At 66.3% G+C, this 24,076-nt stretch carries 26 protein-coding genes; 9 read left to right on the top strand and 17 right to left on the bottom strand.

Translation table 11 applies throughout. The features are described from left to right. Positions 1 to 2 precede the first annotated feature (2 nt). Positions 3 to 641 (top strand): GNAT family N-acetyltransferase, encoded by a 639-nt coding sequence (locus tag ACZI8W_RS20070; protein ID WP_463370270.1) that lies wholly within the window; start codon positions 3 to 5, stop codon positions 639 to 641. A gap of 27 nt (positions 642 to 668) precedes the next feature. Here the strand turns inward: ACZI8W_RS20070 and ACZI8W_RS20065 are convergent, their stop codons facing one another. From ACZI8W_RS20065 to ACZI8W_RS20025, 9 genes are all read right to left on the bottom strand, one after another. Continuing rightward, positions 669 to 848 carry a tautomerase family protein gene (locus ACZI8W_RS20065; protein ID WP_463370269.1) on the bottom strand — a complete coding sequence of 60 codons (180 nt, stop codon included), beginning with the start codon at positions 846 to 848 and terminating at the stop codon, positions 669 to 671. 22 nt (positions 849 to 870) lie between these two features. Next, complete coding sequence (locus ACZI8W_RS20060; protein ID WP_463370268.1) at positions 871 to 1,689, bottom strand: glycoside hydrolase family 19 protein; 819 nt, start codon at positions 1,687 to 1,689, stop codon at positions 871 to 873. A gap of 584 nt (positions 1,690 to 2,273) precedes the next feature. After that, positions 2,274 to 3,488, bottom strand: coding sequence for an MFS transporter (locus ACZI8W_RS20055; RefSeq protein ID WP_463370267.1), 1,215 nt, complete (start codon positions 3,486 to 3,488; stop codon positions 2,274 to 2,276). Continuing rightward, the gene (locus ACZI8W_RS20050) at positions 3,452 to 3,664 is read right to left on the bottom strand and encodes a hypothetical protein (RefSeq protein ID WP_463370266.1); all 213 of its coding nucleotides are present in this window, start codon (positions 3,662 to 3,664) and stop codon (positions 3,452 to 3,454) included. The genes ACZI8W_RS20055 and ACZI8W_RS20050 overlap by 37 nt, the downstream gene beginning before the upstream one ends. A 213-nt stretch (positions 3,665 to 3,877) precedes the next feature. Then, positions 3,878 to 4,234, bottom strand: a complete 357-nt coding sequence (hisI, locus tag ACZI8W_RS20045; RefSeq protein ID WP_463370265.1) for a phosphoribosyl-AMP cyclohydrolase — start codon at positions 4,232 to 4,234, stop codon at positions 3,878 to 3,880. After that, positions 4,231 to 5,004 carry an imidazole glycerol phosphate synthase subunit HisF gene (gene hisF / locus ACZI8W_RS20040; RefSeq protein ID WP_463370264.1) on the bottom strand — a complete coding sequence of 258 codons (774 nt, stop codon included), beginning with the start codon at positions 5,002 to 5,004 and terminating at the stop codon, positions 4,231 to 4,233. Before hisF ends, hisI begins: the two co-directional genes overlap by 4 nt. Further along, entirely contained in the window at positions 5,001 to 5,828 is an 828-nt protein-coding gene (locus tag ACZI8W_RS20035) for an inositol monophosphatase family protein (RefSeq protein ID WP_463370263.1), read from the bottom strand. Before ACZI8W_RS20035 ends, hisF begins: the two co-directional genes overlap by 4 nt. A 5-nt stretch (positions 5,829 to 5,833) precedes the next feature. Next, the gene (priA, locus tag ACZI8W_RS20030; protein ID WP_463370262.1) at positions 5,834 to 6,568 is read right to left on the bottom strand and encodes a bifunctional 1-(5-phosphoribosyl)-5-((5-phosphoribosylamino)methylideneamino)imidazole-4-carboxamide isomerase/phosphoribosylanthranilate isomerase PriA; all 735 of its coding nucleotides are present in this window, start codon (positions 6,566 to 6,568) and stop codon (positions 5,834 to 5,836) included. A 71-nt stretch (positions 6,569 to 6,639) separates the two neighbouring features. Continuing rightward, positions 6,640 to 8,889 carry an ATP-binding cassette domain-containing protein gene (locus tag ACZI8W_RS20025; protein WP_463370261.1) on the bottom strand — a complete coding sequence of 750 codons (2,250 nt, stop codon included), beginning with the start codon at positions 8,887 to 8,889 and terminating at the stop codon, positions 6,640 to 6,642. A 61-nt stretch (positions 8,890 to 8,950) separates the two neighbouring features. Here ACZI8W_RS20025 and ACZI8W_RS20020 point away from each other — a divergent pair, with 61 nt between their 5' ends. From ACZI8W_RS20020 to ACZI8W_RS20010, 3 genes are read left to right on the top strand one after another with little or no spacing between them, the layout of a single operon-like run. Continuing rightward, a complete protein-coding gene (locus ACZI8W_RS20020) occupies positions 8,951 to 10,006 on the top strand; it encodes a helix-turn-helix transcriptional regulator (RefSeq protein WP_463370260.1) in 1,056 nt (351 codons plus the stop codon). After that, on the top strand, positions 9,994 to 10,440 hold the full coding sequence (locus ACZI8W_RS20015) for an FAS1-like dehydratase domain-containing protein (RefSeq protein WP_463370259.1): 447 nt from the start codon (positions 9,994 to 9,996) through the stop codon (positions 10,438 to 10,440). The genes ACZI8W_RS20020 and ACZI8W_RS20015 overlap by 13 nt, the downstream gene beginning before the upstream one ends. Continuing rightward, positions 10,437 to 10,874: a MaoC/PaaZ C-terminal domain-containing protein gene (locus ACZI8W_RS20010; RefSeq protein WP_463370258.1), complete on the top strand. Its 438-nt coding sequence runs from the start codon at positions 10,437 to 10,439 to the stop codon at positions 10,872 to 10,874. Before ACZI8W_RS20015 ends, ACZI8W_RS20010 begins: the two co-directional genes overlap by 4 nt. Positions 10,875 to 10,893: 19 nt before the next feature. Here the strand turns inward: ACZI8W_RS20010 and helR are convergent, their stop codons facing one another. The 8 genes from helR to hisD all read right to left on the bottom strand — a co-directional run bounded on the left by helR (position 10,894) and on the right by hisD (position 18,546). Next, positions 10,894 to 13,104 carry an RNA polymerase recycling motor ATPase HelR gene (helR, locus tag ACZI8W_RS20005; protein WP_463370257.1) on the bottom strand — a complete coding sequence of 737 codons (2,211 nt, stop codon included), beginning with the start codon at positions 13,102 to 13,104 and terminating at the stop codon, positions 10,894 to 10,896. A 162-nt stretch (positions 13,105 to 13,266) separates the two neighbouring features. After that, complete coding sequence (locus ACZI8W_RS20000) at positions 13,267 to 13,521, bottom strand: hypothetical protein (RefSeq protein WP_463370256.1); 255 nt, start codon at positions 13,519 to 13,521, stop codon at positions 13,267 to 13,269. Further along, on the bottom strand, positions 13,518 to 14,153 hold the full coding sequence (gene hisH / locus ACZI8W_RS19995) for an imidazole glycerol phosphate synthase subunit HisH (protein WP_463370255.1): 636 nt from the start codon (positions 14,151 to 14,153) through the stop codon (positions 13,518 to 13,520). The genes ACZI8W_RS20000 and hisH overlap by 4 nt, the downstream gene beginning before the upstream one ends. A gap of 11 nt (positions 14,154 to 14,164) precedes the next feature. Then, positions 14,165 to 15,325, bottom strand: coding sequence for an MFS transporter (locus ACZI8W_RS19990; protein ID WP_463370254.1), 1,161 nt, complete (start codon positions 15,323 to 15,325; stop codon positions 14,165 to 14,167). A 1-nt stretch (position 15,326) separates the two neighbouring features. Next, a complete protein-coding gene (locus ACZI8W_RS19985; protein ID WP_463370253.1) occupies positions 15,327 to 15,482 on the bottom strand; it encodes a hypothetical protein in 156 nt (51 codons plus the stop codon). 3 nt (positions 15,483 to 15,485) lie between these two features. Then, positions 15,486 to 16,100, bottom strand: coding sequence for an imidazoleglycerol-phosphate dehydratase HisB (gene hisB, locus ACZI8W_RS19980; protein ID WP_463370252.1), 615 nt, complete (start codon positions 16,098 to 16,100; stop codon positions 15,486 to 15,488). Beyond that, positions 16,097 to 17,227 (bottom strand): histidinol-phosphate transaminase, encoded by a 1,131-nt coding sequence (locus tag ACZI8W_RS19975; protein ID WP_463370251.1) that lies wholly within the window; start codon positions 17,225 to 17,227, stop codon positions 16,097 to 16,099. The genes hisB and ACZI8W_RS19975 overlap by 4 nt, the downstream gene beginning before the upstream one ends. Further along, positions 17,224 to 18,546, bottom strand: a complete 1,323-nt coding sequence (gene hisD, locus ACZI8W_RS19970) for a histidinol dehydrogenase (protein ID WP_463370381.1) — start codon at positions 18,544 to 18,546, stop codon at positions 17,224 to 17,226. The genes ACZI8W_RS19975 and hisD overlap by 4 nt, the downstream gene beginning before the upstream one ends. A gap of 153 nt (positions 18,547 to 18,699) precedes the next feature. On the opposite strand from hisD, the gene ACZI8W_RS19965 reads away from it, so the two are divergent. From ACZI8W_RS19965 to ACZI8W_RS19945, 5 genes are all read left to right on the top strand, one after another. Further along, positions 18,700 to 19,086 carry a helix-turn-helix domain-containing protein gene (locus tag ACZI8W_RS19965; RefSeq protein WP_463370250.1) on the top strand — a complete coding sequence of 129 codons (387 nt, stop codon included), beginning with the start codon at positions 18,700 to 18,702 and terminating at the stop codon, positions 19,084 to 19,086. A gap of 177 nt (positions 19,087 to 19,263) precedes the next feature. Next, entirely contained in the window at positions 19,264 to 20,952 is a 1,689-nt protein-coding gene (locus ACZI8W_RS19960; protein WP_463370249.1) for a PHA/PHB synthase family protein, read from the top strand. Between the two features lie 104 nt (positions 20,953 to 21,056). Then, positions 21,057 to 21,491 carry a hypothetical protein gene (locus ACZI8W_RS19955; RefSeq protein WP_463370248.1) on the top strand — a complete coding sequence of 145 codons (435 nt, stop codon included), beginning with the start codon at positions 21,057 to 21,059 and terminating at the stop codon, positions 21,489 to 21,491. Between the two features lie 66 nt (positions 21,492 to 21,557). After that, positions 21,558 to 22,679, top strand: a complete 1,122-nt coding sequence (locus ACZI8W_RS19950; protein ID WP_463370247.1) for an esterase — start codon at positions 21,558 to 21,560, stop codon at positions 22,677 to 22,679. Between the two features lie 7 nt (positions 22,680 to 22,686). Beyond that, positions 22,687 to 23,883 carry a glycoside hydrolase family 1 protein gene (locus ACZI8W_RS19945; protein WP_463370246.1) on the top strand — a complete coding sequence of 399 codons (1,197 nt, stop codon included), beginning with the start codon at positions 22,687 to 22,689 and terminating at the stop codon, positions 23,881 to 23,883. Positions 23,884 to 24,076: the final 193 nt, after the last annotated feature.

Here is a 24,076-nt window from a genome sequence, read left to right as displayed (position 1 = left end):
GAATGGGGATTCGGGTATTCCACGACGGCGACCGCACCGAGCTGCGCACCTTGTTCGCACGCGCAGGCCAAGGATCCCCCACCGAATCACTCTGGGGGCACGTCGATTCCGAGGCAGCTGTCTACCTCGATCCATACATGGACCTCGAACCCGCCTCACTGTTCGTAGCGGAGAACGACGGAACGCTCGTCGGCTACCTCACCGGCTGCACCGACACCGACGCGTTCCCCAACGAGGACACACGTATCACCGACGCACTCCGTCGACACCGGCCGTTCTTCAGCAAGCAGGCCGCCGCATTCTTCGGCCGCAGCATGCTCGACGCAGCCACAGCAGCAATCCGCCGGATACCGCCGGCAAGCGAGATCAACGATCCCCGCTGGCCTGCGCACCTGCACATCAACGTCGCACCGGAAGCTCGCGGCACCGGGGCCGCTGCAGCACTGATGGATGCCTGGTTCGAGCGTCTACGCTCCGAACAGGTACCGGGTTGCCACTTGCAGACGCTGGTCGAAAATACTAGGGCAGCACGATTTTTCGAGCGGATGGGATTTACTCCGCACGGCAGTACTCCACCGGTTCCCGGACTTCGCTACGAGGGTACCCGAGTGCACCAACTCACCATGGTCCGATCATTCTGACCGCTACCCCACGCAGCCCGACTCTTTTCACCCCAGCGGCGTCCCGCCGACACCCCAATTCTCGCGCGGCACCTCGGTGACGGTCACCCACACCGACGACTCGTCCTTGCCTGCAGCCTCGGCGTAGGCGCGGGTCACCGCGGCGATCACCTCGGCCTTCTGCTCGCTCGTGAGTCCGGGCGTCTGGCTGATCTGGATCAGAGGCATGAACGCACTGTACTCACGGCGCCTACGGTGCGAGCAGTACGTTCAAGCCGCGTTCGAAGTCAGCGACCCGACGAGTGAGCGCGTTGTGACCGCCATTGACGAGTTCCGACACCCGGACGATCCCCGCGGTGTCTGCGACCTGATTGAGATGACGCGACGTCCAATACCACGCAGCGCTGACGAAGGCGTTCTCCGGCGCGGCGAGCAACTCGGGGTTCGCGACGAAGTCCACCCCTGCGTGCCGGCTCAGCTCCTCGTAATTGTGACGACCAGTGACCTGGATCGCACCGCGCCCCTTGTATCGCTCCCCGTCTCCGGGTTCGACGTTGCCCAGGTCGGCCCTGCCCTCGTAGGCGCGCCCCGACGCGTACTCCTCGAAAGTCCGGAAGGAGTCGGACTCGACCGCGAGTTGCGCAATGAACGCCGCCTGACGAACCGGCGTGTCGATGCCGTTGCGCGCCATCGCGTTGTTCAACGGTGTGATGTACTGATCGACCTTCTCCGCCGGAATACCCGGCACGATTCGACTCAATTCGCCTGACGTGACAGCGAGTGGCGCAGGCGCCTCGGCCGGGGGAGCCTGCGGCACGTCCACGGAGGTGTCCGGGGACTCGACCGGCACGGAGGCCGGAGATTCATCGGCGGCGGCCCACGCGCCCTCAGCAAGAGTGGAAAACTCCAGAATCTCGAGCAGGTTGCCGGGTTCCTCGTAGCGAGTGGGCGCCGAGGTCACCGGATCGGCGTTCGCGTCGGCCACCCCGAGGACGGTGGTGGTCGCCGTGCCGATCAAGGCCGCAGCCGCGATGGCGGCACGGAAGTGGCGCGAATGTGAAAGAGACATGGATCGTGCTCCAAGATTCGACCGAGTTCGGTTCGGCCTCCGGAAATGGGGCCACGCGCATTCACCGGGGGGGTCGTCCACCCCTGGAAGATCACGATTCAGCGGCCCTAAGGTCACAACCAGGTAACGCTGCCGGGATCGCGGGTTCAAGCGATAGTGACTGACGACACTTCAGAGCACATTTTCTGCGCCATCTCTCTTCGCTGGTGGCTTCTGCCGTTCAGAGATGTTCGACGACAGCCCCGAACACGACATCCGACAGCGCGATGGCACGCCCGCCCCGGCGCCACCTCCAGCCGGACGATGAGACCGCACCAACTGTGCTGCAATATTATTCGTCTTCGATCCGGATTCCGCCCCGACCCGACCGGGGCTCGCCCACCGGCCCGGGGCCGGCACTTTCCGCGCCCGTGTTCGCCCCATCGGCATCAGGCACGAGATCGACCATCAGAAACGCAACTCGATACACATCTGTGTCACATCACACAGATCAAGTCCGCGAGGTCGTGATGTGACACAACGTCGCGGTCGGGTCGGACGTCACGGCAACGCGGCGGCGGGCGCCCACCTACCCGGCTTGTTCCTTACCGGTCTGCGGCGGCTGAGCGCCGCATCATCAGAGCACCGACAACCAGTCCGGCGCCCGCCAGCAGAGTCGCGATCAGGAACGGGTCTGCAGAATGCAGCGCAGGAGCGAACCCGATCCCCACATACACCGCCACCCCACTACCGCCGCCGAGCTGGTCTGCTGCTCGCTGGACCCCAGAAGCGATTCCGGCATCGTCGTCGGTCGTGCCGCTGACTGCGATGTACTGCAGGCCGACAAGGCCGAAGCCCATCCCGGAAGCGATCAGCACCATGGCCGGGATCAGCCACAGAGCTCCGGCCTCGAGTACTGCAACGAGCGCGATAGTGGTCAGCGCGACCGCAACGAAGCCGAGACCAGCGAGTACACACGGGATTGCTCCCCACCGGTCGAGCAACCGGGGCACGAACAGAGACGCCACGACCAACGCGACGGCCAGAGGCAGCATCGTGAGTCCGGCTCCCAGTGGGCCTATCCCGAGGTTGTCTTGCAGGTAGAACGTGAACAGTAGGAAGGATGTCGACAATGCTCCGCTGATCAGCATTGTCGTCAAATTTGCTGTGACGCGCGCACGGTTGGCGAAGAAGCCCAGCGGCACCAGCGGATTCGGGGAACGTGCCTCCACACGCACGAACCCGACACCTGCCAGCGCCGCACCCGTCAGAGCCGCAAGACTCACCCCGTAGTGAGTATCGGGTTCACCGGCTTCGACCACACCGTAGGTGAACAGCAGCGGGCATGTGGTCAGCAGCACGCCTCCCGGGACGTCCAGCGGGGCGTATTCGCGCACCGGCCGATCACCCTCGACGAGGACCAGAGCCAAGACAACCACGACCAGGATGAACGGCACGGAGATCAGGAAGATCCATCGCCAGCCCAAGTGTGCGGTGATGAGTCCCGACAAGACGAAGCCGAGCACAAGCCCACAGCTTGCCACCGCGGCCCACACGCTCAGGGCCCGCGACCTGGCCGATCCCTCGGGGAATATCAACACGATGGTGGCCATCGCCGCCGGGAGCGCGATGGCCTCCCCGGCTCCCTGCAGGAGTCGCGCGAGAACGAGAAGTTCGAACGAAGGCGCCAGCCCCGCCAGTAGCGACGCGGCACCGAACACGATGGTGCCGGCCAGCAGCACGCGGCGGCGCCCGAGCAGGTCGCTCAGGCGGCCGCCGAGCATCAGCAGCCCGCCACCGGTGATGGTGTAGCCGACCACGACCAGGTCAGGGAGTGGCCATCGACGCCGAGGTCCGCGCCGATCGAGGGCAAGGCAATGTTGACCACGGTCACGTCGACCGCGATGAAGAATTGCAGCAGCGACATCGCGCCCAACACGAGCCATGCGCGCGCCGGGGACCGGGGTCGTCTGCGTGAAGAGAATGCCTGAAACATCAGGTGCTCCGTTGCTCAGAAAGATTTCCCGAGCAGCACTGAAGTGCCGCTTCGGACTGATCACGAAGCGGCTGGACGTCCTGGTTGAGAAGGGTCTGTGATCGGAACGCCCCGCCGCTAGCGGGACGTCCTGGTCACTGCCGCGCACGCGGCCGAACTCGAAGCGCCTGACATGCCTTGAACCCTAGCAACGGGACCTGATTCAGTGCACACCTATTCGCGGGAGTTCCGAAGCAGCACGTCGGCGTCGAAACACGTGTGCGTACCCGTGTGACACGCTGCGCCAACCTGGTCGACGATGAGCAACACGGTGTCGCCGTCACAATCGAGGCGCACCTCGTGCACGTACTGGGTATGTCCCGACGTCTCACCTTTGACCCAGTACTGATTGCGGGACCTCGAGAAATACGTTGCCTTGCGGGTGGCGAGGGTGCGCGCGAGCGCCTCGTCGTCCATCCACGCCATCATCAGGACCGCACCGGTCGACTTCTCCTGCACGACCGCGGCGAACAGCCCGTCCTCGTTACGCTTGAGCCTGGCCGCAATCTCCGGATTCAGGATGTCGCTCATCGGACCACAATTCCTTCCGCGCGCATCGCGTCCTTGACCTGCCCGATCGTCAGTTCGCGGAAGTGGAACACGCTCGCCGCGAGCACCGCGTCCGCACCCGCCTGCACGGCGGGCGCGAAGTGCTCCACAGCGCCGGCACCGCCCGAGGCGATGACCGGAACGTGTACCGCGGCGCGCGTGGACTCGATCATCTTCAGGTCGAACCCGGCCTTGGTTCCATCGGCATCCATCGAATTGAGCAGGATCTCCCCCACCCCGAGTTCCTCGCCGCGCCGGGCCCATTCTATTGCGTCGATACCCGTGCCGCGACGACCACCGTGGGTGGTGACCTCCCAGCCGGACGGCGTGGGCTCCTGGCCGTCCGGAACAGTGCGGGCGTCGACGGACAGCACGATGCACTGGGATCCGAACCGCTCGGACATCTCGCGCAGCACTTCGGGGCGTGCGATCGCAGCGGTGTTCACAGACACTTTGTCTGCGCCCGCGCGCAGCAACCGGTCGACGTCGTCCACCGTGCGGACACCGCCGCCGACGGTGAGCGGAATGAAGACCTGCTCGGCCGTGCGGGTCACGACGTCGAGCATCGTGCCGCGATCACCGGTCGAGGCGGTGACGTCGAGGAAGGTCAGCTCGTCGGCGCCCTGAGCGTCGTAGAGGGCAGCGAGCTCGACAGGGTCGCCGGCGTCGCGGAGGTTCTCGAAGTTGACTCCCTTGACGACCCGTCCGGCGTCGACATCGAGGCAGGGGATCACTCGCACGGCGAGCGTCATTGAGATTCTCCTTCTGAACGAGATTCCGTCCTCACGGATCTCAGAATGTCGAATATTTCATCGTGGATACCGGGTGCTGCGGCCAAGACGGATCCACAGCCGATGCGCCACGGCTTGCCGTCGAAGTCGGTGGCGATCCCACCCGCCGCGCGGACAAGCGCAACACCGGCCGAATTGTCCCAGGGGTGGTGCCCGAACACCACCGCACCGCCGAGCGCCCCCGCCGCCGTGTAGGCGAGGTCGATACCCGTCGAGCCGTGCATGCGCAGCCGCGCCACTCGCCGGCTCAGTTCGGTGATGACGGACAGCCGGGTGCGTCCGGGCACGCGACCGCGGCTGTCGACATCGAAACTGCCGACGGCGATCATGTGGTCTTCGAGCCGCTGAGGTGCGAGCCGCTTGCGGACCTCACCGTTGAACAGCAGCGGACCGTCGACCACCGCAGCGAACTTGTGGCCGATCAGCGGCATCCACGTCAGGCCTACCACCGGTTCGCCGTCCTGGACGAGCGACAGCAGGATCCCCGCGGTGGGCAGTCCGGCCGAGTAGTTGACGGTGCCGTCGATGGGGTCGAGCAGCCACACGGTCCCGCTGCTCGCCGACGGACCCCCGAACTCCTCGCCGTGCACAGCGATCCCCGTGCGCTCGGCGAGCTCACCGCTGATGCGGCGTTCGAGTTCGAGATCGAGATCGGTAGCGAAGTCGTTGCGCCCCTTGTCCACCGAGCGCGGCGCGCCATGGCCTGTGACGAACCGTTCGGACGCACCGTCGAGGACCTCACTCGCCACTGCGAGGAGGTGTTCGAGGTCCGTGTTCGCGGCCATCGACGTCAGCGCGAGACCGCGTCGAGTGCTTCGGGCAGGGTGAAGCGGCCTGCGTAGAGTGCTTTGCCGATGATCGCGCCCTCGATACCTTCGTCGACGAGCGTGGCGATTGCACGCAGATCGTCCACCGTCGAGACACCACCGGACGCAACGACGGGAGCGTCGGTGGCATTGCACACCGAGCCGAGCAGATCGAGGTTCGGGCCGCTGAGGGTGCCGTCCTTGGTCACGTCCGTGACGACATACCGAGAACAACCCTCGCCGTTGAGTCGCTCGAGTGTCTCCCACAGATCGCCGCCGTCGGACACCCATCCACGTCCCCGGAGACGCCATTCACCGTCGATGAGCTTGACGTCGAGGCCCACGGCGATACGGTCGCCGTGCTCACCGATGACCCGTGCACACCACTCGGGATTCTCGATGGCGGCGGTGCCGAGATTCACCCGGGCGCAGCCGGTCGCGAGGGCCGCAGCGAGGGTGGCGTCGTCGCGGATGCCACCGGACAGTTCGACCGACACGTCGAGATCGCCGACGACCTGCGCGATGAGTTCACGGTTGTCTCCCCGACCGAACGCCGCGTCGAGATCGACCATGTGCACCCATTCGGCACCGGCGTTCTGCCATTCGAAGGCGGCGTCGCGCGGGGAGCCGTAGCCGGTTTCGCTGCCCGCCTCTCCCTGGACGAGGCGAACTGCTTCACCGTTGGCGACGTCGACTGCAGGCAAAAGGACCAGGCTCACTGGATCTACAGTAGTGCCTGCTTCGGCGAGGCCCGAAAACGGTATCGCTTGCGCGGCGGATCGGCGTGGGGTCACTGCACACCGGTAGCGGTCAACGCGCGACACGTGGGCGTGTCGTATCCCGTGTAGTCGGGCACGTGCCCCTCGAACAGGATCGTCCCACCGTGCTTGCCGGGTCCGGGGCCCAGATCGATCAGCCAGTCGGCGCGGCGGATGACGTCGAGGTTGTGCTCGATGACCACCACGTCGTTTCCTTGCTCGACGAGCCTGTCGAGGACGTGCAGTAGGACGTCGATGTCGTTCATGTGGAGCCCGGTGGTCGGTTCGTCGAGGACATAGGTGGTGGTCTGCTGCGCCTGCCGCAGTTCCTTGGCGATCTTGACTCGTTGGCATTCGCCTCCCGAGAGCGTGCTCAACGACTGGCCCAGGCGCAGGTAGCCCAGGCCGACAGTCGCGAGCTGTTCCAGCGCGCGAGCGATACCCTTGTCGGGCAACCGGGTCACGGCCTGTTCGACGGTCAGATCGTCCACGTCCGCGATGGACAGCCCGTCGACGGTGTGCGCGAGGACCTCCGGTGTGAATCGACGTCCGCGGCAGGTCTCGCACCCGACTTCCTGCCCCTCCATGAACGCGAGGTCGGTGTAGATCACACCAGTGCCCCTACAGTCGGGGCATCCGCCGTCGGAGTTGGCGCTGAACAGACTCGAAGGCACGTCGTTGTGGCGTGCGAAGAGCCTGCGGATCGCGGGTGCGATGCCGGTATAGGTGATCGGGGTGGAGCGCCGGTTGGCGCTCACCGGCTTCTGATCGATCACGATCGCCTCGCGCTGGTCGACGAGTTCCGCAGCGAGGCTGGACTTCCCGGATCCCGCCACACCGGTGAGCACGGTCATCACGCCTCTGGGGATCTGCACGGTGAGGTGCTGCAGATTGTTGCGTCGTGCGTCGGCGACGGTGAAGGACCCGGTCGCGGGCCGTGATGCTCGTTCGGGCGGCGTTCGTCGACGCAAAGCACGTCCGGTCGGAGTGTCGGCGCGGCGCAGGTCGTCGAATGCTCCTTGGAACACGAGCCGGCCACCGGTAGCGCCGGCGTCCGGGCCGATCTCGATCACCTCGTCCGCCCGGGCCATCACCGCGGGGTCGTGTTCGACGACCAGCACGCTGTTACCACTGTTGCAGAGGTGTTCGAGCAATTCGACCATCGACTCGACATCGCTCGGATGCAGCCCCACCGTCGGTTCGTCGACCACGTAGGTCATCTCGGTCAGGCTCGATCCGAGATGTCGGACCGTCTTGATGCGCTGGGATTCGCCGCCGGACAGGCTCGTGGTCGCGCGGGCGAGCGTCAGGTACCCGAGTCCGATCCTCACCATGGCGTCGAGCCGTTCCGTCAGTGCTGCGACGACCGGCGCGACGTGGGCGGAGTCGATCGCGCGGACGAGGCCGAGGAGTTCGGCGACTTCGAGACGGGACATCTCGCCGGGGGTACGGCCGAGCACGACCGCGGTGCGGGCGGCTTTGTTCAGCCGGTCGCCATCGCACTCGGGACAGGTCTGCGCTCTCGTGAACCGGCGGATGGTGTCCTGCTTGCGCTCGGACAGGTTGTCGGAGGTGTGCAGATAGATGCGTTCGAATCGCGGGACGACGCCCTCGTACTCCTTCGGTGTCTTGCGACCCAGTTTCGCCGCGGCCTCGCCGCCGTACAAGAGTGCGTCGAGTTCGGCCTCGCTCCACTTCCGGAGCGGGGTGTGAGCGTCGAACGTACCGATGTCGGCGTAGAGCGAGTACCAGTATCCGCCGTGACCGAAGCCGGGGAGCACGATGCCGCCGTCGGCGAGCGACTTGTCGAGGTCCAGGAAGCGGTCGACCGCACTGGCGACGACGTCGCCCAGGCCCGAGCAGGTGGGGCACATTCCCGCGGGATCGTTGAACGAGAAGCAATTCGATTCGCCCACGTGCGGTGTCCCGATGCGCGAGTACAACAATCGCAGGTAGGTCCACGTATCGGTGATGGTGCCGACGGTCGAACGGGCGTTTCCGCCGATCCTGCGCTGATCGATGACGATGACGGGGGTCAGGCCCGCGATGTGTTCGGCGTCCGGCCGGTTCCATTTCGGCAGTCGGTTCCTGGTGAACGGCGGGAACGTCTCGCCCAGCTGGTAACCCGCCTCGGCCGCGATCGTGTCGAACACCAGCGACGATTTGCCCGAGCCGGACACCCCGACGACGACGACCAGCCGGTGGCGCGGGATGTCGAGGTCGAGATCGGCCAAGTTGTTGGTGCGTGCCCGGCGGACGGTGATGTGTCGCGTTGGTGCCATAGGTCGACGATACGACCGGATGCGGCCGGATCCTGACCGCATTTTCGGGGAGAATCGGAACATGGCCGATGTGACCGAACGGACGCTCGCACTGCTGTCACTCCTGCAGACCGGCCGCGCGATCGGTGGCGACGAACTCGCACGCCGGCTCGGCGTCAGCCCGCGGACGGTGCGCCGCGACGTCGACCGTCTTCGCGGGTACGGGTACCCGGTCGAGACGCAACCCGGTCCCGGCGGTTTCTACCGACTCGCCGCCGGGCGAACGATGCCACCGCTCGTTCTCGACGACGACGAAGCCGTCGCCACCCTGCTGGCACTCGCCGCACTGAGCGCCGTGGGGCCCACTGCAGGTGGCATCGACAATGCTGCGGCAGATCGCATCGATAATGCGGCAGCACACGGCATCACCGAGGCGGCGACCCGCGCGTACGGCAAACTCGACCAGTTCCTTCCTACTCGGCTCCGCCCGCTGCTCACCGCGATCCGTGCAGGACTCGAGGCCAGCCCCCAGCAGGCACCGACGGTTGCTGCACAGCACCTGAGCACCATCGCCGAGGCCATCGCGCACCGGGAGACGATCACCTTCCGCTATCTCGATGCAGCGGGGAACGCCACCGAGCGACGCGTCGACCCCTACCGCCAGATCCACCACCTCCTACGGTGGTATCTGATGGGCTGGGACACCCGACGCAAGGACTGGCGCGTGTTCCGGGTAGACCGGATGCACGATCCGGTTCGTACCGGACACCGCTACCCAGTACGGGATCTGCCGGCAAGCTCGGCGTCGGACTACCTTCGACAGAACTTCCGACGGGGCACGGAACCGGCGAATCTGCTGATCGATGCATCGTTCGAGCATGTCGTCGACACGCTGAAATTCCAGGAATCACGGATCCGCTCCGTCGCACCGGGTCGCACCGCTGTCGGCCTCGATGTGGACTCGTGGCAATGGCTCGTCCTCATCCTCGCCTTCGTCGATGCCGATTTCAGGATCGACGGCAGCGAGGCGCTTCTACGCTCGTGCCGGCTGTTCGCGCGGCGATTGTCGACCGCAACGGACGATTCCGGCACCGACCCGACCTCGCTGCCCGATAAGCTCGGCGGATGGCACCACTGAACCCTGATCTCGCAGGTCGGGTCTTCCCACCGACGAACTATCTCGTCGGCCGCGAGAAGGTCCGTGAATTCGCCCGCGCCGTGCGCTCGACGAACCCACTCCATCACGACGTCGAGGCATCCCGCGCGGCCGGGTTCGCCGATGTGGTCGCACCACCGACCTTCAGCACCGTTGTGCTGGGTCCGGCTGTAGCCCAGCTCATGGAGTCCCCCGGCACCGGCATCGAGCTGCATCGGGTCGTCCACGGTTCGGAGAAGATCGAATACCGTCGGCCCATCGTCGCAGGCGACGACCTGTCGACCACGTTGACCATCGTCGACGTGTCCGAGCGCGCGGGCAATTCGTTCCTCTCGACGATCTGCGAAGTCTGCGACGAGACCGGCGCACTGGTGGCGACGGTGACGTCGAGCTTCCTGCATCGAGGCGAGGCATGAGCCTCCCTGCCCGCCGCGCATTCGGCGACCTCGAGATCGGTTCCGTGATCGCCGAGGCCGAACCGAGGATCACCCGCGACGACCTGGTGCGCTATGCGGGGGCCTCGGTCGATCTGAATCCGATCCACTACAACGACGTCACCGCTACCGAGGTCGGCCTCCCCGGGGTGCTCGCGCACGGGATGCTCACTGCAGCCCTGGCGCTACAGGTAGTGGTGGACTGGATCGGCGACCCCACCGCGGTCATCGCCTACGAGACACGGTTCACACGACCCGTCGTCGTCGATTCGGTCGACGGCGCGACCCTGTCGATCTCCGCCAAGGTCGCCCGACTCGACCCCGACGAACACCTGGCGCGGATCGACATCACGGTGAGCTGCGAGGGCCGCACCGTCCTCGGAAAAGCCCAGGCCCAGATCAAGTTTCGTCCCTGACCCAGGCCTCGCCCCTGGTTCACCGCGTAAGCGGAGTCCTGTCCGTGAGCCCCGACAGGATCTGCGGCAACGGCGCGCGATGCAGGACGCCGAGACGTTGGGTGGCGCGGGTCAGCGCAACATACAGCTCCGCTGCCCCGCGCGGTCCCTCGGCGAGGATCCGTTCGGGTTCGACGACGAGGACCGCGTCGTATTCGAGCCCCTTCGCCTCCGAGGGCAGTACCGCGCCGGGGACGTCCGGCGGCCCGATCACGATGCTCGTCCCTTCTCTGAGGGCTTCGTCCCTCACGAATTCTTCTACCACGAGCCCTGATTCGCCCCCGTTCACGCGCCTGGACCAGGGCGCCGAACCCGAGGAACGGACCGATTCCGGCGGCGTGATGCCGGGTGCGAACTCGGCGAGCACACCCGCGGCGACGGTCATGATCTCGGCGGGTGTCCGGTAGTTCACGGTCAACGATCGGTACACCCACCGTCCCGGAACGTACGGCTCGAGCATCTCACCCCACGACGTCGCCCCCGCCGCAGATCGCCGCTGAGCAAGATCACCGACGATCGTGAAGGATCGTCCCGGGCAGCGGCGCATCAGCACTCTCCAGTCCATCTCGGACAGTTCCTGAGCTTCGTCGACGACGACGTGCCGGTAGGTCCATTCCCGATCCGCTGCAGCACGTTCGGCGAGGTCGCGGGTGTCTCGCTCCACAAATCGTCCCGCCAGATCGGAGCCGTGGAGCATGTCCTGCGCGAACAGATGGTCCTCGTCGTCCATATGATCTTCCCGGCTCACCAGGATGTCCAGCACGCCTGCGGCGTACTCGGCCTCGGCCGCGCGTTCGCGGTCCGCGGTGTCGTCGACGGGACCGGTTCGCCCGAGGAGATCGACGAGTTCATCGAGCAGAGGTACATCGGAGACCGTCCATGCGTCACCGTCTACGCGCCGCAGCGCCCGGTCGGCACCGGCCGCGTGGAGTCGGTCATCCGATGTGTAGAGCTGCGCCAACAATTCTTCCGGTGTCATGATCGGCCACAGTTCATGCAGTGCATCCGTAAACCGTTCGTGTTCCTCGAGTTCCACACTCAGGTCCGAGCGCATGTCCTCCCAGGCCTGCTTATCGGACCGATCGAGCCATCCGCGACCGATCCGTGCGATGGCCCGCTCGGTGAGTACCCAGGTGACGATCTCGGTGAATACAGCGCGCGCCTCGTTGTGCGGCAGGCCGCTCGCTCGCGCCTCGTCGATCGCCCATTCGGCGGTCTCTGCGTCGATTCGCACCGTGACATCGGTCAACTCGACCATGATCGGGTCAAGCGGCTGCCGCTGCCGGTCGGCGATGGCGGCGGCAAGCACGTCGAGCATCGCCAGCGACCCCTTGATCCGAGCCACATCCGGTGTGTCCTCTGCTGTGACACGCAGGCCGGGAACCAGATCACCCGTGGTCGCGAATACCACGTCGGTTTCGCCGAGTGACGGCAGCACGCGTCCGATGTGGTGCAGGAACGCCGGGTTTGGTCCCACAACGAGCACACCATGCCGTTCCATCCGCTCACGCTGGGTGTAGAGCAGATAGGCGACGCGGTGCAGCGCCACCACGGTCTTACCGGTACCGGGACCTCCCTCGATCACGAGCACGCCCGGGTGGTCGAGTCGGATGATCTCGTCCTGTTCCGCTTGAATCGTCGCCACGATGTCCCGCATGCCGTCCCCGCGCGGCGCGGTGACCGCCGCGAGCAACGCCGCGTCACCGGTCTCGTCGCCCGACGGACGGCCGAGTGCTTCCTCGGTGAAGTCGACGATCTCCCGTCCGCGGGTGTGGAACTGGCGACGTCGACGCATGCCCTCGGGATTCGCCGCGGTCGCCACGTAGAACGGTCTCGCCGCCGGTGCCCGCCAGTCGAGCAGCAGCGATTCGTAGTCGTTCGCCTCGTCCAGGAGCCCGATCCGGCCGATGTACGAGCGCGCGCCCGACTCTGCGTCCAATCGCCCGAAGCACAATCCGGCGTCGGCCACGTCCAACCGTGCGATGGCCCGGGCCTGCGAACGCACCTCGACGTCACGTTCCATGGGTGAGTGCCCGTTCTCGCGTAGCGCCGCGTCGTACCGTGCCTTCGCGCCGGCCCGCTCCGAATCGAGCTGTGCGTGGAGCCGTGCCACGTAGCGGCGTTCGGAGTGCAGTTCCTTCTCGTGGTCCTGTGGACGCCGTCGCGTCCCGTATGTGTCGTCGAACGTCATGAAAGCTACTTCCCCTCTCCCGGCCGGATGCAACCGTGACGTGCACGGATTCGGCCAGGAGCATGATTCTGGGGTATACCCGGGGGCTTGCCGCAAGCCCCCGGGTGGGATATATGTTGAAGAGGGAAGGACGTATCAGCGGGAATGGTTCGGTGCTACGACCTACTTCTTCTTTTCCGGACCGAACGCTTTCCGCGTCATCCGCTTCGACACGATCCCCATTACGGCTATCGCGCCGGCCACTCCGAGCAGCGCCACGATCAGACCGATCACCGGTTCCGGTTTCAGCACGACGATGACGACAGCGGCGACGAGGAGCACTGCGGCGGCCGCGCCGAGCGCAGACATCGCGAGTCTGCCGACCGACAAGGCACCGGTCGGCTCGTCGGACCGTCTTCCCTCGCCGGGTGTGCTCACAAAGAGGCCACCCAGTTCCGGAGCAGTACAGCGCCGGCGTCACCGGATTTTTCGGGATGGAACTGGGTTGCCGAGAGCGGACCGTTCTCGACCGCGGCGAGGAACCTGCTGCCATGCTCCGCCCAGGTCAGGCGCGGCGGAGCAAGTCGTTCAGGTACGGGCAGTTCCCACGTCTGCGCCGCGTAGGTGTGGACGAAATAGAAGCGCGTGTTGTCGTCCATCCCGGCGAACAGGACCGAATCCGTCGCTGCCTCGACGGTATTCCAGCCCATGTGGGGCAGGACGGGCGCGTCGAGGCGGTCGACGGTGCCGGGCCATTCACCGCAGCCTTCGGTCTCGATGCCGTGTTCGACGCCCTTCTCGAACAGGATCTGCATGCCGACGCAGATGCCTAGTACCGGACGGCCCCCGGCGAGTCGGGTACCGATGATCTTCTCACCACCGACACTGCGCAGACCCCTCATACACGCGTCGAACGCGCCGACACCGGGTACGACGAGACCGTCTGCCGCGAGCGCGATCCCGGGGTCGGAGGTAACTTCGACCTGCGCGCCGGTGCGGGCAAGTGCCCGGGTCGCGGAGTGGAGGTTTCCCGAGCCGTAGTCGAGGACGGCCACCGTGGTTGCGCTCATGGTTGTCGATTCTATGTGGAGGAACGGGGACGTTCGGACGGACCGGCGAGCCGCGCAAGCAATGGAAGTGTGGGGACGAGAAGTGCGGCGACGACGAACGCTTCCGGGTATCCGGATGCGGCGGCTACTGCGCCGAGCGCGAACGACCCGGCGCCGGTGCCGGCGTCGAAGCCGATGTTCCAGGCCGCGCTCGCGGATCCGATGTGCCCGGAACCGGCACGCCGAAAGGCCACGAGCAGGGCCTCGTTCTGCACGACGCCGAAGCCGAGTCCGAAGCACACCGAGGCGCCGATCAGAGCACCGGTACCGGCTCGACCGTCGGCGATGAGCGCGAAGGGCACCATCGCCACCGCGGCGAGACCGAGACCGACGGGCAGCATCCTGCCTGCGCCGAGGCGGTCGGCGAGGGCACCCGCCCCGAAGCGTCCGACGAGCGTGGACGCGCTGAGCACGGCCAGTGCGGTCGGCACGGGGAGATCGACGACCGCGATGCGCAGGAGTGAGGTCAGTCCGCCGTATGCGATGGCACCCGCTCCGACCGCCACCATGGGGAACAACAGCACTCGCAGCGGGATTCGACCACCCGGCATGGTTGCGCGTGTCGATCTCGCCGGCAGCCGGAACGCCGCGACCAGCGCCGCCGACGTCACGACCGCACCGAGGATGAACACCGGTGTGGTGGAGTATCGCTCGGCGATCGCGAGCCCGGCGGGCAAGCCGATCATCTGCGACGCGGCGATCCCGACGCCGAGGGCTCCTGTCGCCCGGCCGAGCAGGCGAGCAGGTGCGAGTTCGCCCACGAGCGCGGATGCCGCGACGGTGATCATGCCGAATCCGATCCCGCGCACCGCGGAGATCCCGAGAACCGCAGCGGGAGCCATCGACAGAAGGAACAGCAGTGAGGGCGGGCCGAGTAGAAGACAACCGGCGACGAGCGTGGCACGGTGGCCGTACGTCCGCATCAGTCGCGGCATGGCGATCTGGGTGAGCACCGTGGTGAGCATGAACACTGCCGTCACAGACCCGGCGAGTGTGTCGGATCCTCCGGTTTCGGCGATCGCCCAGGGCACAACGGGCAGCAGCAGTGAGAACCCGCCGAAGGCGGCGGCGGCCAGTACCCACGCGGCGGGGAGCCCGCGCACGCTGAGAAGTGCCGGGTTGTCCTGCGTCACGTCAGATCAACCTGAGCACACCCGCGATCGCGGCGAGTACCGCGATCGCAAGAAGAACCCCCGCGAACAGCAGGTTCCGGGATTTCCACATCGACCAGGTACCGCCGGCCGTGATTCCCGCAACGATGAAACAGGCGTATGTGAGAAGAACGTCCATCGGCTACAGGCTGCCCTTCGTCGATGGCACACCACTGACCCGTGGATCCGGTTCGGTGGCCTCGCGCAGTGCGCGCGCGACGGCCTTGAACTCGGCCTCGGTGATGTGGTGCGGATCGCGACCGTAGAGCACGCGCACGTGCAGCGCGATGTGCGCGTGGAAGGCAAATGATTCGAACACGTGCCGATTGATGACGGTCGAGTAGGGTACGCCCGGGTAGCCGCCGATCACCGAGTGCGCCATGTAGTCGGGCTCACCGGTGAATACGCAGTACGGGCGCCCGGAGACGTCGACGGACGCGTGGGCGAGGGTTTCGTCCATGGGGATGAAGCAGTCGCCGAACCGCCGGATGCCGCGTTTGTCGCCGAGCGCCCGGCGGAATGCCTGCCCCAGAACTATCGCGGTGTCCTCGACGGTGTGGTGTGCGTCGATCTCGACGTCGCCCTGCGCGTGCACGGTCAGGTCGAACGAGCCGTGTTGTCCGAGCGCAGTGAGCATGTGGTCGTAGAACGGGATGCCCGTCGCGATGTCGGTGTGTCCGCTGCCGTCGAGGTTCACCTCGACGGTGATGGACGATTCTTTCGTGGTGCGTTCGACCTTGGCGATGCGGTCGCTCATCGGAATGCCTCGATTTCGGTTGGGGCGAGTGTTTCACTGACCCGCAGAAGTTCATCGTTCTCGTGTGCGAGTCCGATGGTGGTACGCAGGTATCCCGGGATGCCGACGTCCCGGATCAGGACACCGTGGTCGAGGTACCGCTGCCAGGTGGCTGCGGCGTCGGGGAAGCGCCCGAACAGGATGAAGTTGGAGTCTGACGGGATGACCTCGTATCCGAACCGGATGAGTTCGGCTGCAACGCGGTCGCGTTGGGCGGCCAGTTCGGCAACGGAGCCGAGTGTGGCGTCGGCGTGCCGCAGCGCGGCCCTCGCGGCAGCCTGTGTGATCACCGACAGGTGGTACGGCAGACGAACCAGCAGCAGTGCGTCGACCACTGCCGGAGCGGCGGCGAGGTAACCGAGCCGGCCGCCGGCGAAGGCAAACGCCTTGCTCATGGTGCGCGAGACGATGATCTTCGCCGGGTACTCGTCGATCAACGCCAGCGCGCTCGGCACTGCGGAAAACTCGGCGTACGCCTCGTCGACGATCACGATTCCGGGCGCGGCGTCGAGGATCGCGCGCAGTTCGTCGAGCGGGATGCTGTGGCCTGTCGGATTGTTGGGGCTCGTCACGAATACGATGTCGGGCTGCCGGTTGCGGATCGCGACGACGGAGGCCTCGATGTCGAGAGTGAAGTCGTCGCGCCGGTAGGTGGGCAGCCACTCGGTCTGGGTGCCGTCGGCGATGATCGGGTGCATCGAGTACGAGGGCACGAAACCCATTGCGCTGCGGCCCGGTCCACCGAACGCCTGCAGGATCTGCTGCAGCACCTCATTGGATCCGTTGGCGGCCCAGACATTCTCGATTCCCACTGCGACACCGGTCTGCCCGGTGAGGTATGCGGCGAGGTCGGTGCGCAGGGCAACAGCATCGCGGTCGGGATAGCGGTGCAGGTGGGCCGCAGCCTCACGGACCGACTCTGCGACGTCGTCGACGAGGGCCTGCGTCGGCGGGTGCGGGTTCTCGTTCGTGTTGAGCTGGACGGGCACCGTCAGCTGCGGGGCACCGTACGGCGATTTGCCGCGGAGGTTCTCGCGCAGGGGCAGGTCGTCGAGCGTGACGGAACCACCCGGTATCGCCGCGCTCACCGCAGTGCCTCGAAGCGCAGTCGCACGGCCTCACCGTGTGCGGGTAGATCCTCGGCGTTCGCGAGGGTGATCACGTGGCCGGACACGTCTTTCAGGGCCGCTTCGTCGTACTCGACGACGTGTATTCCTCGCAGGAACGTCTGCACGCTCAGTCCGGACTGGTGCCGCGCGCAGCCGGCGGTGGGCAGTACGTGGTTCGAGCCGGCGCAGTAGTCGCCCAGCGAGACCGGGGCCCACGGGCCGACGAAGATCGCTCCGGCCGCCCGGACCTGCGCGGCGACATCCGACGCGTCTTCGGTCTGGATCTCGAGGTGTTCGGCTGCGTACGCGTTGACCACGTTCAGACCCTGCGCGATGTCGTCGACCAGCACGATGCCGGACTGGCTTCCGGACAGCGCGGTGGCGACACGTTCGCGGTGCGTGGTGAGGTCGAGTTGCGCGGCGAGCGCGGTGTCGACGGCGTCGGCGAGTTCGGGGCTCGTGGTCACGAGGACCGACGCCGCCATGACGTCGTGTTCGGCCTGGCTGATCATGTCGGCGGCGACGTGCACGGCGTCGGCGGTGTGGTCGGCGAGGATCGCGATCTCGGTGGGGCCGGCTTCGGCGTCGATGCCGACGACCGACCGGCACAGTCGCTTGGCGGCGGTGACGTAGATGTTGCCGGGGCCGGTGATCATGTCGACGGGGGGGAGGTCGACCCCGTCGGTGTCGGTGCCGCCGTAGGACAGCAAGGCGATCCCCTGGCCGCCGCCGACCGCCCACACCTCGTCGACGCCCAGGAGCGCGGCGGCTGCGAGGATGGTCGGGTGCGGCAGGCCGCCGAACGTCTTCTGCGGGGGCGACGCGATCACGAGCGATTCGACTCCCGCGGCCTGAGCGGGGACGACGTTCATGACGACGGAGGACGGGTAGACGGCGTTTCCGCCCGGGACGTACAGCCCGACCCGGTCGACCGGTACCCAGCGTTCGGTCACGGTGCCGCCGGGCACCACCTCGGTGACGGTGTCGGTGCGTCGCTGGTCGGCGTGCACCTTCCGGGTCCGGTCGATGGCAACCTCGAGGGCCGCGCGCACTGCGGGATCGATCTCGGCCAGGGCCCGTTCGAGTTCGACGGTCGGTACCCGCACGCTGTCGGGGCGTACGCTGTCGAACTTCTCGCAGTAGTCGAGCGCGGCGTCGGCGCCGCGGTCGCGGATGTCGTCGACGACAGGACGAACGTGATGCAGTACCGCGTCCACGTCCACTCCGCCGCGGGGCAGTGCGCCCCTCAGCTCCGCAGTGGTGGGAGTACGACCGCGCAGGTCGGTGCGGGCAAGCATGAGTTGTCCTCTCTCGTTGATCAGGGGAACGTCCCCCATTATCCGCACTGAGAGCCGGTTCACCACACGCGGGTGCGTCCCGGCCGTATCGCGCTCACCGCGTTCTCATCCCACCGGGACCGATTCGGGTCGGCACCGACTTATGCTGGCTGCATGAAGCAGGACGACGAGCTCCCGACGACATTGGGCGAACTCATCCGACGTCAGCGCGAGCTCGCGGAACTCCCCATGCGCCAGCTGGCGTCGATGGTAGGGATCTCGAATCCGTATCTGTCGCAGATCGAGCGGAATCTGCGGGCACCGAGCGATCGGGTACTCCACGCGATTGCGGAGCAGTTGCATGTGTCGGCGGACGCACTGGTGTCGCAGGTGACACCGGAGAACGGCGATGAATCCGCGGTGACCAAGGCACTTCGCGAGGATCCGGATCTGACGAGCGCTCAGCGGCGGTCCCTCGAGGAGATGTACGAGGCGTTCCGGGAGGTCACGGTCGCAAAGCGGCGGCGCGGTGGTGGATCACCGGGTTCCGACATCACGTGAGCAGATTCACATGTGTGCAGGTCAGGCGGGTGGCCCACGATTGGATGGCAGGTCAGGGAGGTTCCCGTCCCACGCAGCCGAACGTGCATTCGGCATGTACCTTGCGGTAAGGTGCGCGCTCGCTGCGGAGATGTCAACCTCGAGGTAACCAACCGACCCAGTTCTGGAGTTGCCCCGGTGCTCAACAACCTGCAGAAGAAGATCTCGTCATCACTCGACCCCATCGGATGGGGACCGGCGGTGGCGTCCGTCGCCAGCCGTGCGGCGAAGAATCCGCGTGCGATCGCCGAGGCGACCACGGAGTACGCCAACCGGCTGGCGCACATTCCGGCAGCGGCGACGCGGGTGTGGAACGCGAGCGACCCTCAGGCCCCGGTACCGCCGGATCCGAAGGATCGACGGTTCTCCGATACGGCCTGGAAGGAGAATCCCGCGTACTTCTCGTTGCTGCAGAGTTACCTCGCCACCCGCGAGTACGTCGACGACCTCGTCGACGCGGGCGAGGGTGATGCGCTGGCAGACGCCAAGGCCCGCCAGTTCGCGAACTTGATGTTCGACGCGCTCGCACCGTCGAACTTCTTGATCAATCCCGGTGTGCTCGTACGCGCCCTCGACACCGGTGGCGCAAGCCTGTTCCGTGGCGCGAAGTTCGCCGTGGATGATCTGGTGCACCGCAAGGGAGTTCCGCTGAAGGTGGACCGTGAGGCGTTCACCCTCGGCGAGAACATGGCGGCCACCCCGGGCAAGGTCGTGTTCCGCAACGATCTGATCGAGGTGATCCAGTACGCCCCGCAGACCGAGAAGGTCCATGAGATCCCGATCCTGGCGGCGCCGCCGTGGATCAACAAGTACTACATCCTCGATCTGGCCCCGGGACGGAGCCTGGCGGAGTGGGCGATCCAGCACAATCGCACGGTGTTCATGATCTCGTATCGCAATCCGGACGAGACGATGCAGAACATCACGATGGACGATTACTATCGGCAGGGCATCGCCACCGCCCTGGATGTCGTCGAGGAGATCACGGGAGCCCCGCGCATCGAGGTGCTCTCGATCTGCCTCGGTGGCGCGATGGCCGCGATGGCCGCTGCGAAGATGGGTGCGGTCGGCGACAAGCGGATCAGCTCGTTCACGATGCTCAACACCCTTCTCGACTACAGCGAGGTCGGGGAGCTGGCCCTGTTGACCGACCCCGCAACACTCGACCGGGTCGAATTTCGCATGAGCCGGCAGGGGTTCCTGTCCGGGTCGGAGATGGGCGGCACTTTCGACATGATTCGCGCCAAGGACCTGATCTTCAACTACTGGGTATCGCGGTGGATGAAGGGCGAGAAGCCGGCCGCGTTCGACATCCTGGCATGGAACGAGGACAGCACGCGGATGCCGGCCGCGATGCACTCGCATTACCTGCGCACTCTCTACGGGCGCAACGAACTCGCCGAGAAGAAATACGAGTTGGATGGATCGGTACTCGATTTGTCGGATGTGACCTGCGACACCTACATCGTGGGTGCGATCAACGACCACATCGTGCCGTGGACGTCGTCGTACAAGGCGGTGAACCTGCTGGGCGGCAACGTGCGGTACGTCCTCACGAGCGGCGGACACGTTGCCGGCGCGGTCAATCCGCCGAATCCGAAGGCCTGGTTCGAGGCTGTCGGCGCTCCTGACGACACACCGGCCGAGCTCCCGTCGGATCCGAAGTCGTGGCACGAGAAGGCCACTCGTCACGCATCGGCTTCGTGGTGGGAGGACTGGACGGCGTGGTCGACGACGCGCGCGGGCGCCCTGACCTCGCCTCCGTCGATGGGCAGCACGAGCCATCCCGTGCTCGGTGATGCCCCCGGGACGTTCGTCTTCAGCTGAGCCATTGCGCGTTAGCATTCATTTTGCTAACCTGCTAACAACGTCGTTCAGGGCGTACCGACCTCATACAGCGCTCCATCCCGCGCTCAACGAAGGGAAACACCATGACTGCTCCCGCCAAGACCACCGCCGCCAAGGCCACCGACGCCAAGGCGTCCGACGCTGCCGCCAAGGCCACCGACGCTGCCGCCAAGGCCGCAACCGACGCCACCGCGACCGCTCAGAAGACCGCTGAGAAGCTCACGGCGAGCGCCGCTGCCGCTGCCGAGAAGGCCGCTGCCGACCTGACCAAGACCGTCGACGAGACCACCGAGCGCGTCAACGAGTTCAATGCCAAGTTCGTCGAGGCTGCCAAGCAGAGCGGCAACCTCGGTGTCGACACCTACGAGAAGGCAGTCGGCAGCATCCTGGATCTGCAGGAGAAGTTCGCCGAGGCCACCCCGGTCGAGTGGGTCGCCGACATCACCAAGGCTCAGGTTTCCTTCGCTCGCGAGCTCACCAGCACGGTCACCACCACAGCACGCGACCTTCTCAAGTAGGACACGATCCCGCTTGCGAACCGCGATTCCGCCCGCGCGCCCGAACGGCGCTCTACGGTGCGGTACATGACTCCGGTGACGCATACACAGATCGCCGCGACCCCGATTCGACTCGGAGTCGCGGCGATCGCCGGTTGGAGCTCGTATCTCATCGGCCTCGCGCGACGCGGCCCCACACCCTGGACCATCGCATCGGACATCGGTCGCTATTACGAGGCGCTGACCGACACCACACCACCGACCTGGGCCCACCCGTGGCCGGTCCACCGCCGATGGCCACTCGCGAACCTGCGCGACTGCAGCGCTCCCGACGCTCCCGAACGGGAAACGGTGCCCACCCTGCTGCTCCCACCGCAAGCCGGAACCCACTCGTGCCTCGTCGATCACTCACCCGGACGCAGCCAGGTCGAAGCGCTGCGAGCCGGCGGGCTCACCCGACTGCACTGTCTCGAGTGGACTCCCGCGAGCGCTGCAACCGACCCCGCCTCGATCGACGAGCATCTCGCCGTGATCACGGACGCCGTCGCTGATCTCGGCGGCCGGGTGAACATCATCGGCGACAGCCAGGGTGGATGGCTCGGTACGATCTACACTGCGCTGCACCCCGAGACCGTGCACACCCTCACCGTAGCCGGCACACCCATCGACTTCCACGCAGAGCAACCCGCGCTCGCGGCGCTGGCACATGTACCGACGGACGCGGCGACCTCGATGGTCGATCTTCTCTACGGCACCGCACGCGCAACGGGTCTGCAGCCCACCGACCCGATCGGCGAGATCGAACGGGCGATGGCTCTGCTCGGCGTCCTCGACGACCCGGACGAGGTGTCCCGCATGGAAGCCGAGCGGCGCTGGTTCACCTGGCGGCAGGAAATCCCCGCCGCGTTCCGCGAATGGATCATGCGGCGCCTGTTCGTCGGGAACGAGCTCGTCGCCGGAACCCTGGACACCGGCAGCGGTGTCGTCGACCTCTCCAAGATCACCTGCCCGATTCGTCTGATCGCCGGCAGCGCGGACATGATCGCGACACCCACACAGGTCACGGCGCTGGCGGGGCGGGTATCCACCCCGCGCTCGGATATCGTGACGACGATCGCAGACACCGGACACATCGGGTTGTTCATCGGTCGCAGAGCCTTGGCCGATGTGTGGACTCCGTTCGCTCGAACGCTCACCGCGATCTCGTGAGGTTACGATGAGACGCGCGCTCCTCGCCGTCCTCGCGCTCACTGCGTCCCTCAGCCTCTCGCATGCCGCACCCGCTCAGGCGCAACCGAACGAATTCTTGTGGGGTGTAGCGAGTTCCGGTTTTCAGTCCGAGGGATCATCGCCCGACAGCAACTGGCTGCGGTACTCGAACGGTCCCCGTCACGAGCCGGTCGGGTCGTCCGTCGACTTCCGGCACCGCTATCGCGAGGACATCGCCCGTGCTGCGGAACTCGGGGTCGATGTCTACCGGATCTCCGTGGAATGGGCCCGGATCCAGCCCACGCCGTACGGGTGGGACGACACCGAACTCGACTACTACGACGACGTCGTGCGAGAGATCCGTGCCCACGACATGACGCCGATGCTCACGCTCGATCACTGGGTGTATCCGGGCTGGATCGCCGACCGTGGTGGCTGGTCCGACCCCGGCACGGTGCGCTCGTGGCTCACCCACGCCGAGACCGTCGCCGAGCGCTACGCCGACGCGGGCGCCCTGTGGGTGACGTTCAACGAACCGAGTCAGTACGTGTGGCAGGAGGTGACGAACGGCGGTCTCGCACCGGCCGAGGTGCCGGTGATGTTCGATCGGCTGGTCGACGCGCATCGCGGAGCGTACCGAGCGATCCACCGGTTCGACCCGGATGCTCGGGTGACGTCGAACGCCGCCTACATTCCCGGTGCGCAACCGTATCTCGACACGTGGTTCCTCGACCGGGTCCGTGCCGAGTTGGACTATGTCGGCGTCGACTACTACTACGGTGTGACGCTCCAGAACCCCAGTGCGGCCCACGCGGCCGTCGGCGAGTACGCGTCGGTCGTGCCGCACCCGCAGGGCATGTACGACGCCCTCATGGATTACACCCGACGCTATCCGGGGGTCCCGTTGTACGTCGTGGAGAACGGGATGGCCACAGCCGACGGGGCGGCGCGAGCCGACGGCTGGACCCGGTCGCGGCACTTGCGCGAGCATGTCGATGCCATGGGCCGCGCGGTCGCCGACGGAGCCCCGGTGTTCGGATACAATTACTGGTCGCTCACCGACAACTACGAGTGGGGCGACTACACCGCACGATTCGGCCTCTACACCGTCGATGTCCGCAGCGATCCGAGCCTCACCCGTCGGCCGACCGACGCGGTACAGACCTATCGGACGATCATCGCCGAAAGCCGGTCTTCGTCATGACCACGGCCGGTCGCACCCGAACGCGCGTGATGGTCGTCAGAGCCCGGTCTCCGAGACCGCAACCTGCCGTTCACTGAGTTTCAAGTTCTCTCAGTGATCCGGGAATTACTTCCCGGAAGTCCCGGTGCCGCACATTCGACCCGTGGGTAGACGATTCGTTGGGGACTGCTTGCTGGGCAAGTCTGACATCTCC

This window comes from Rhodococcus ruitaii, from assembly GCF_055230935.1.
The sequence above is the reverse complement of the archived record's forward strand: the minus strand, read 5'-3'. Positions and strand labels throughout refer to the sequence as shown.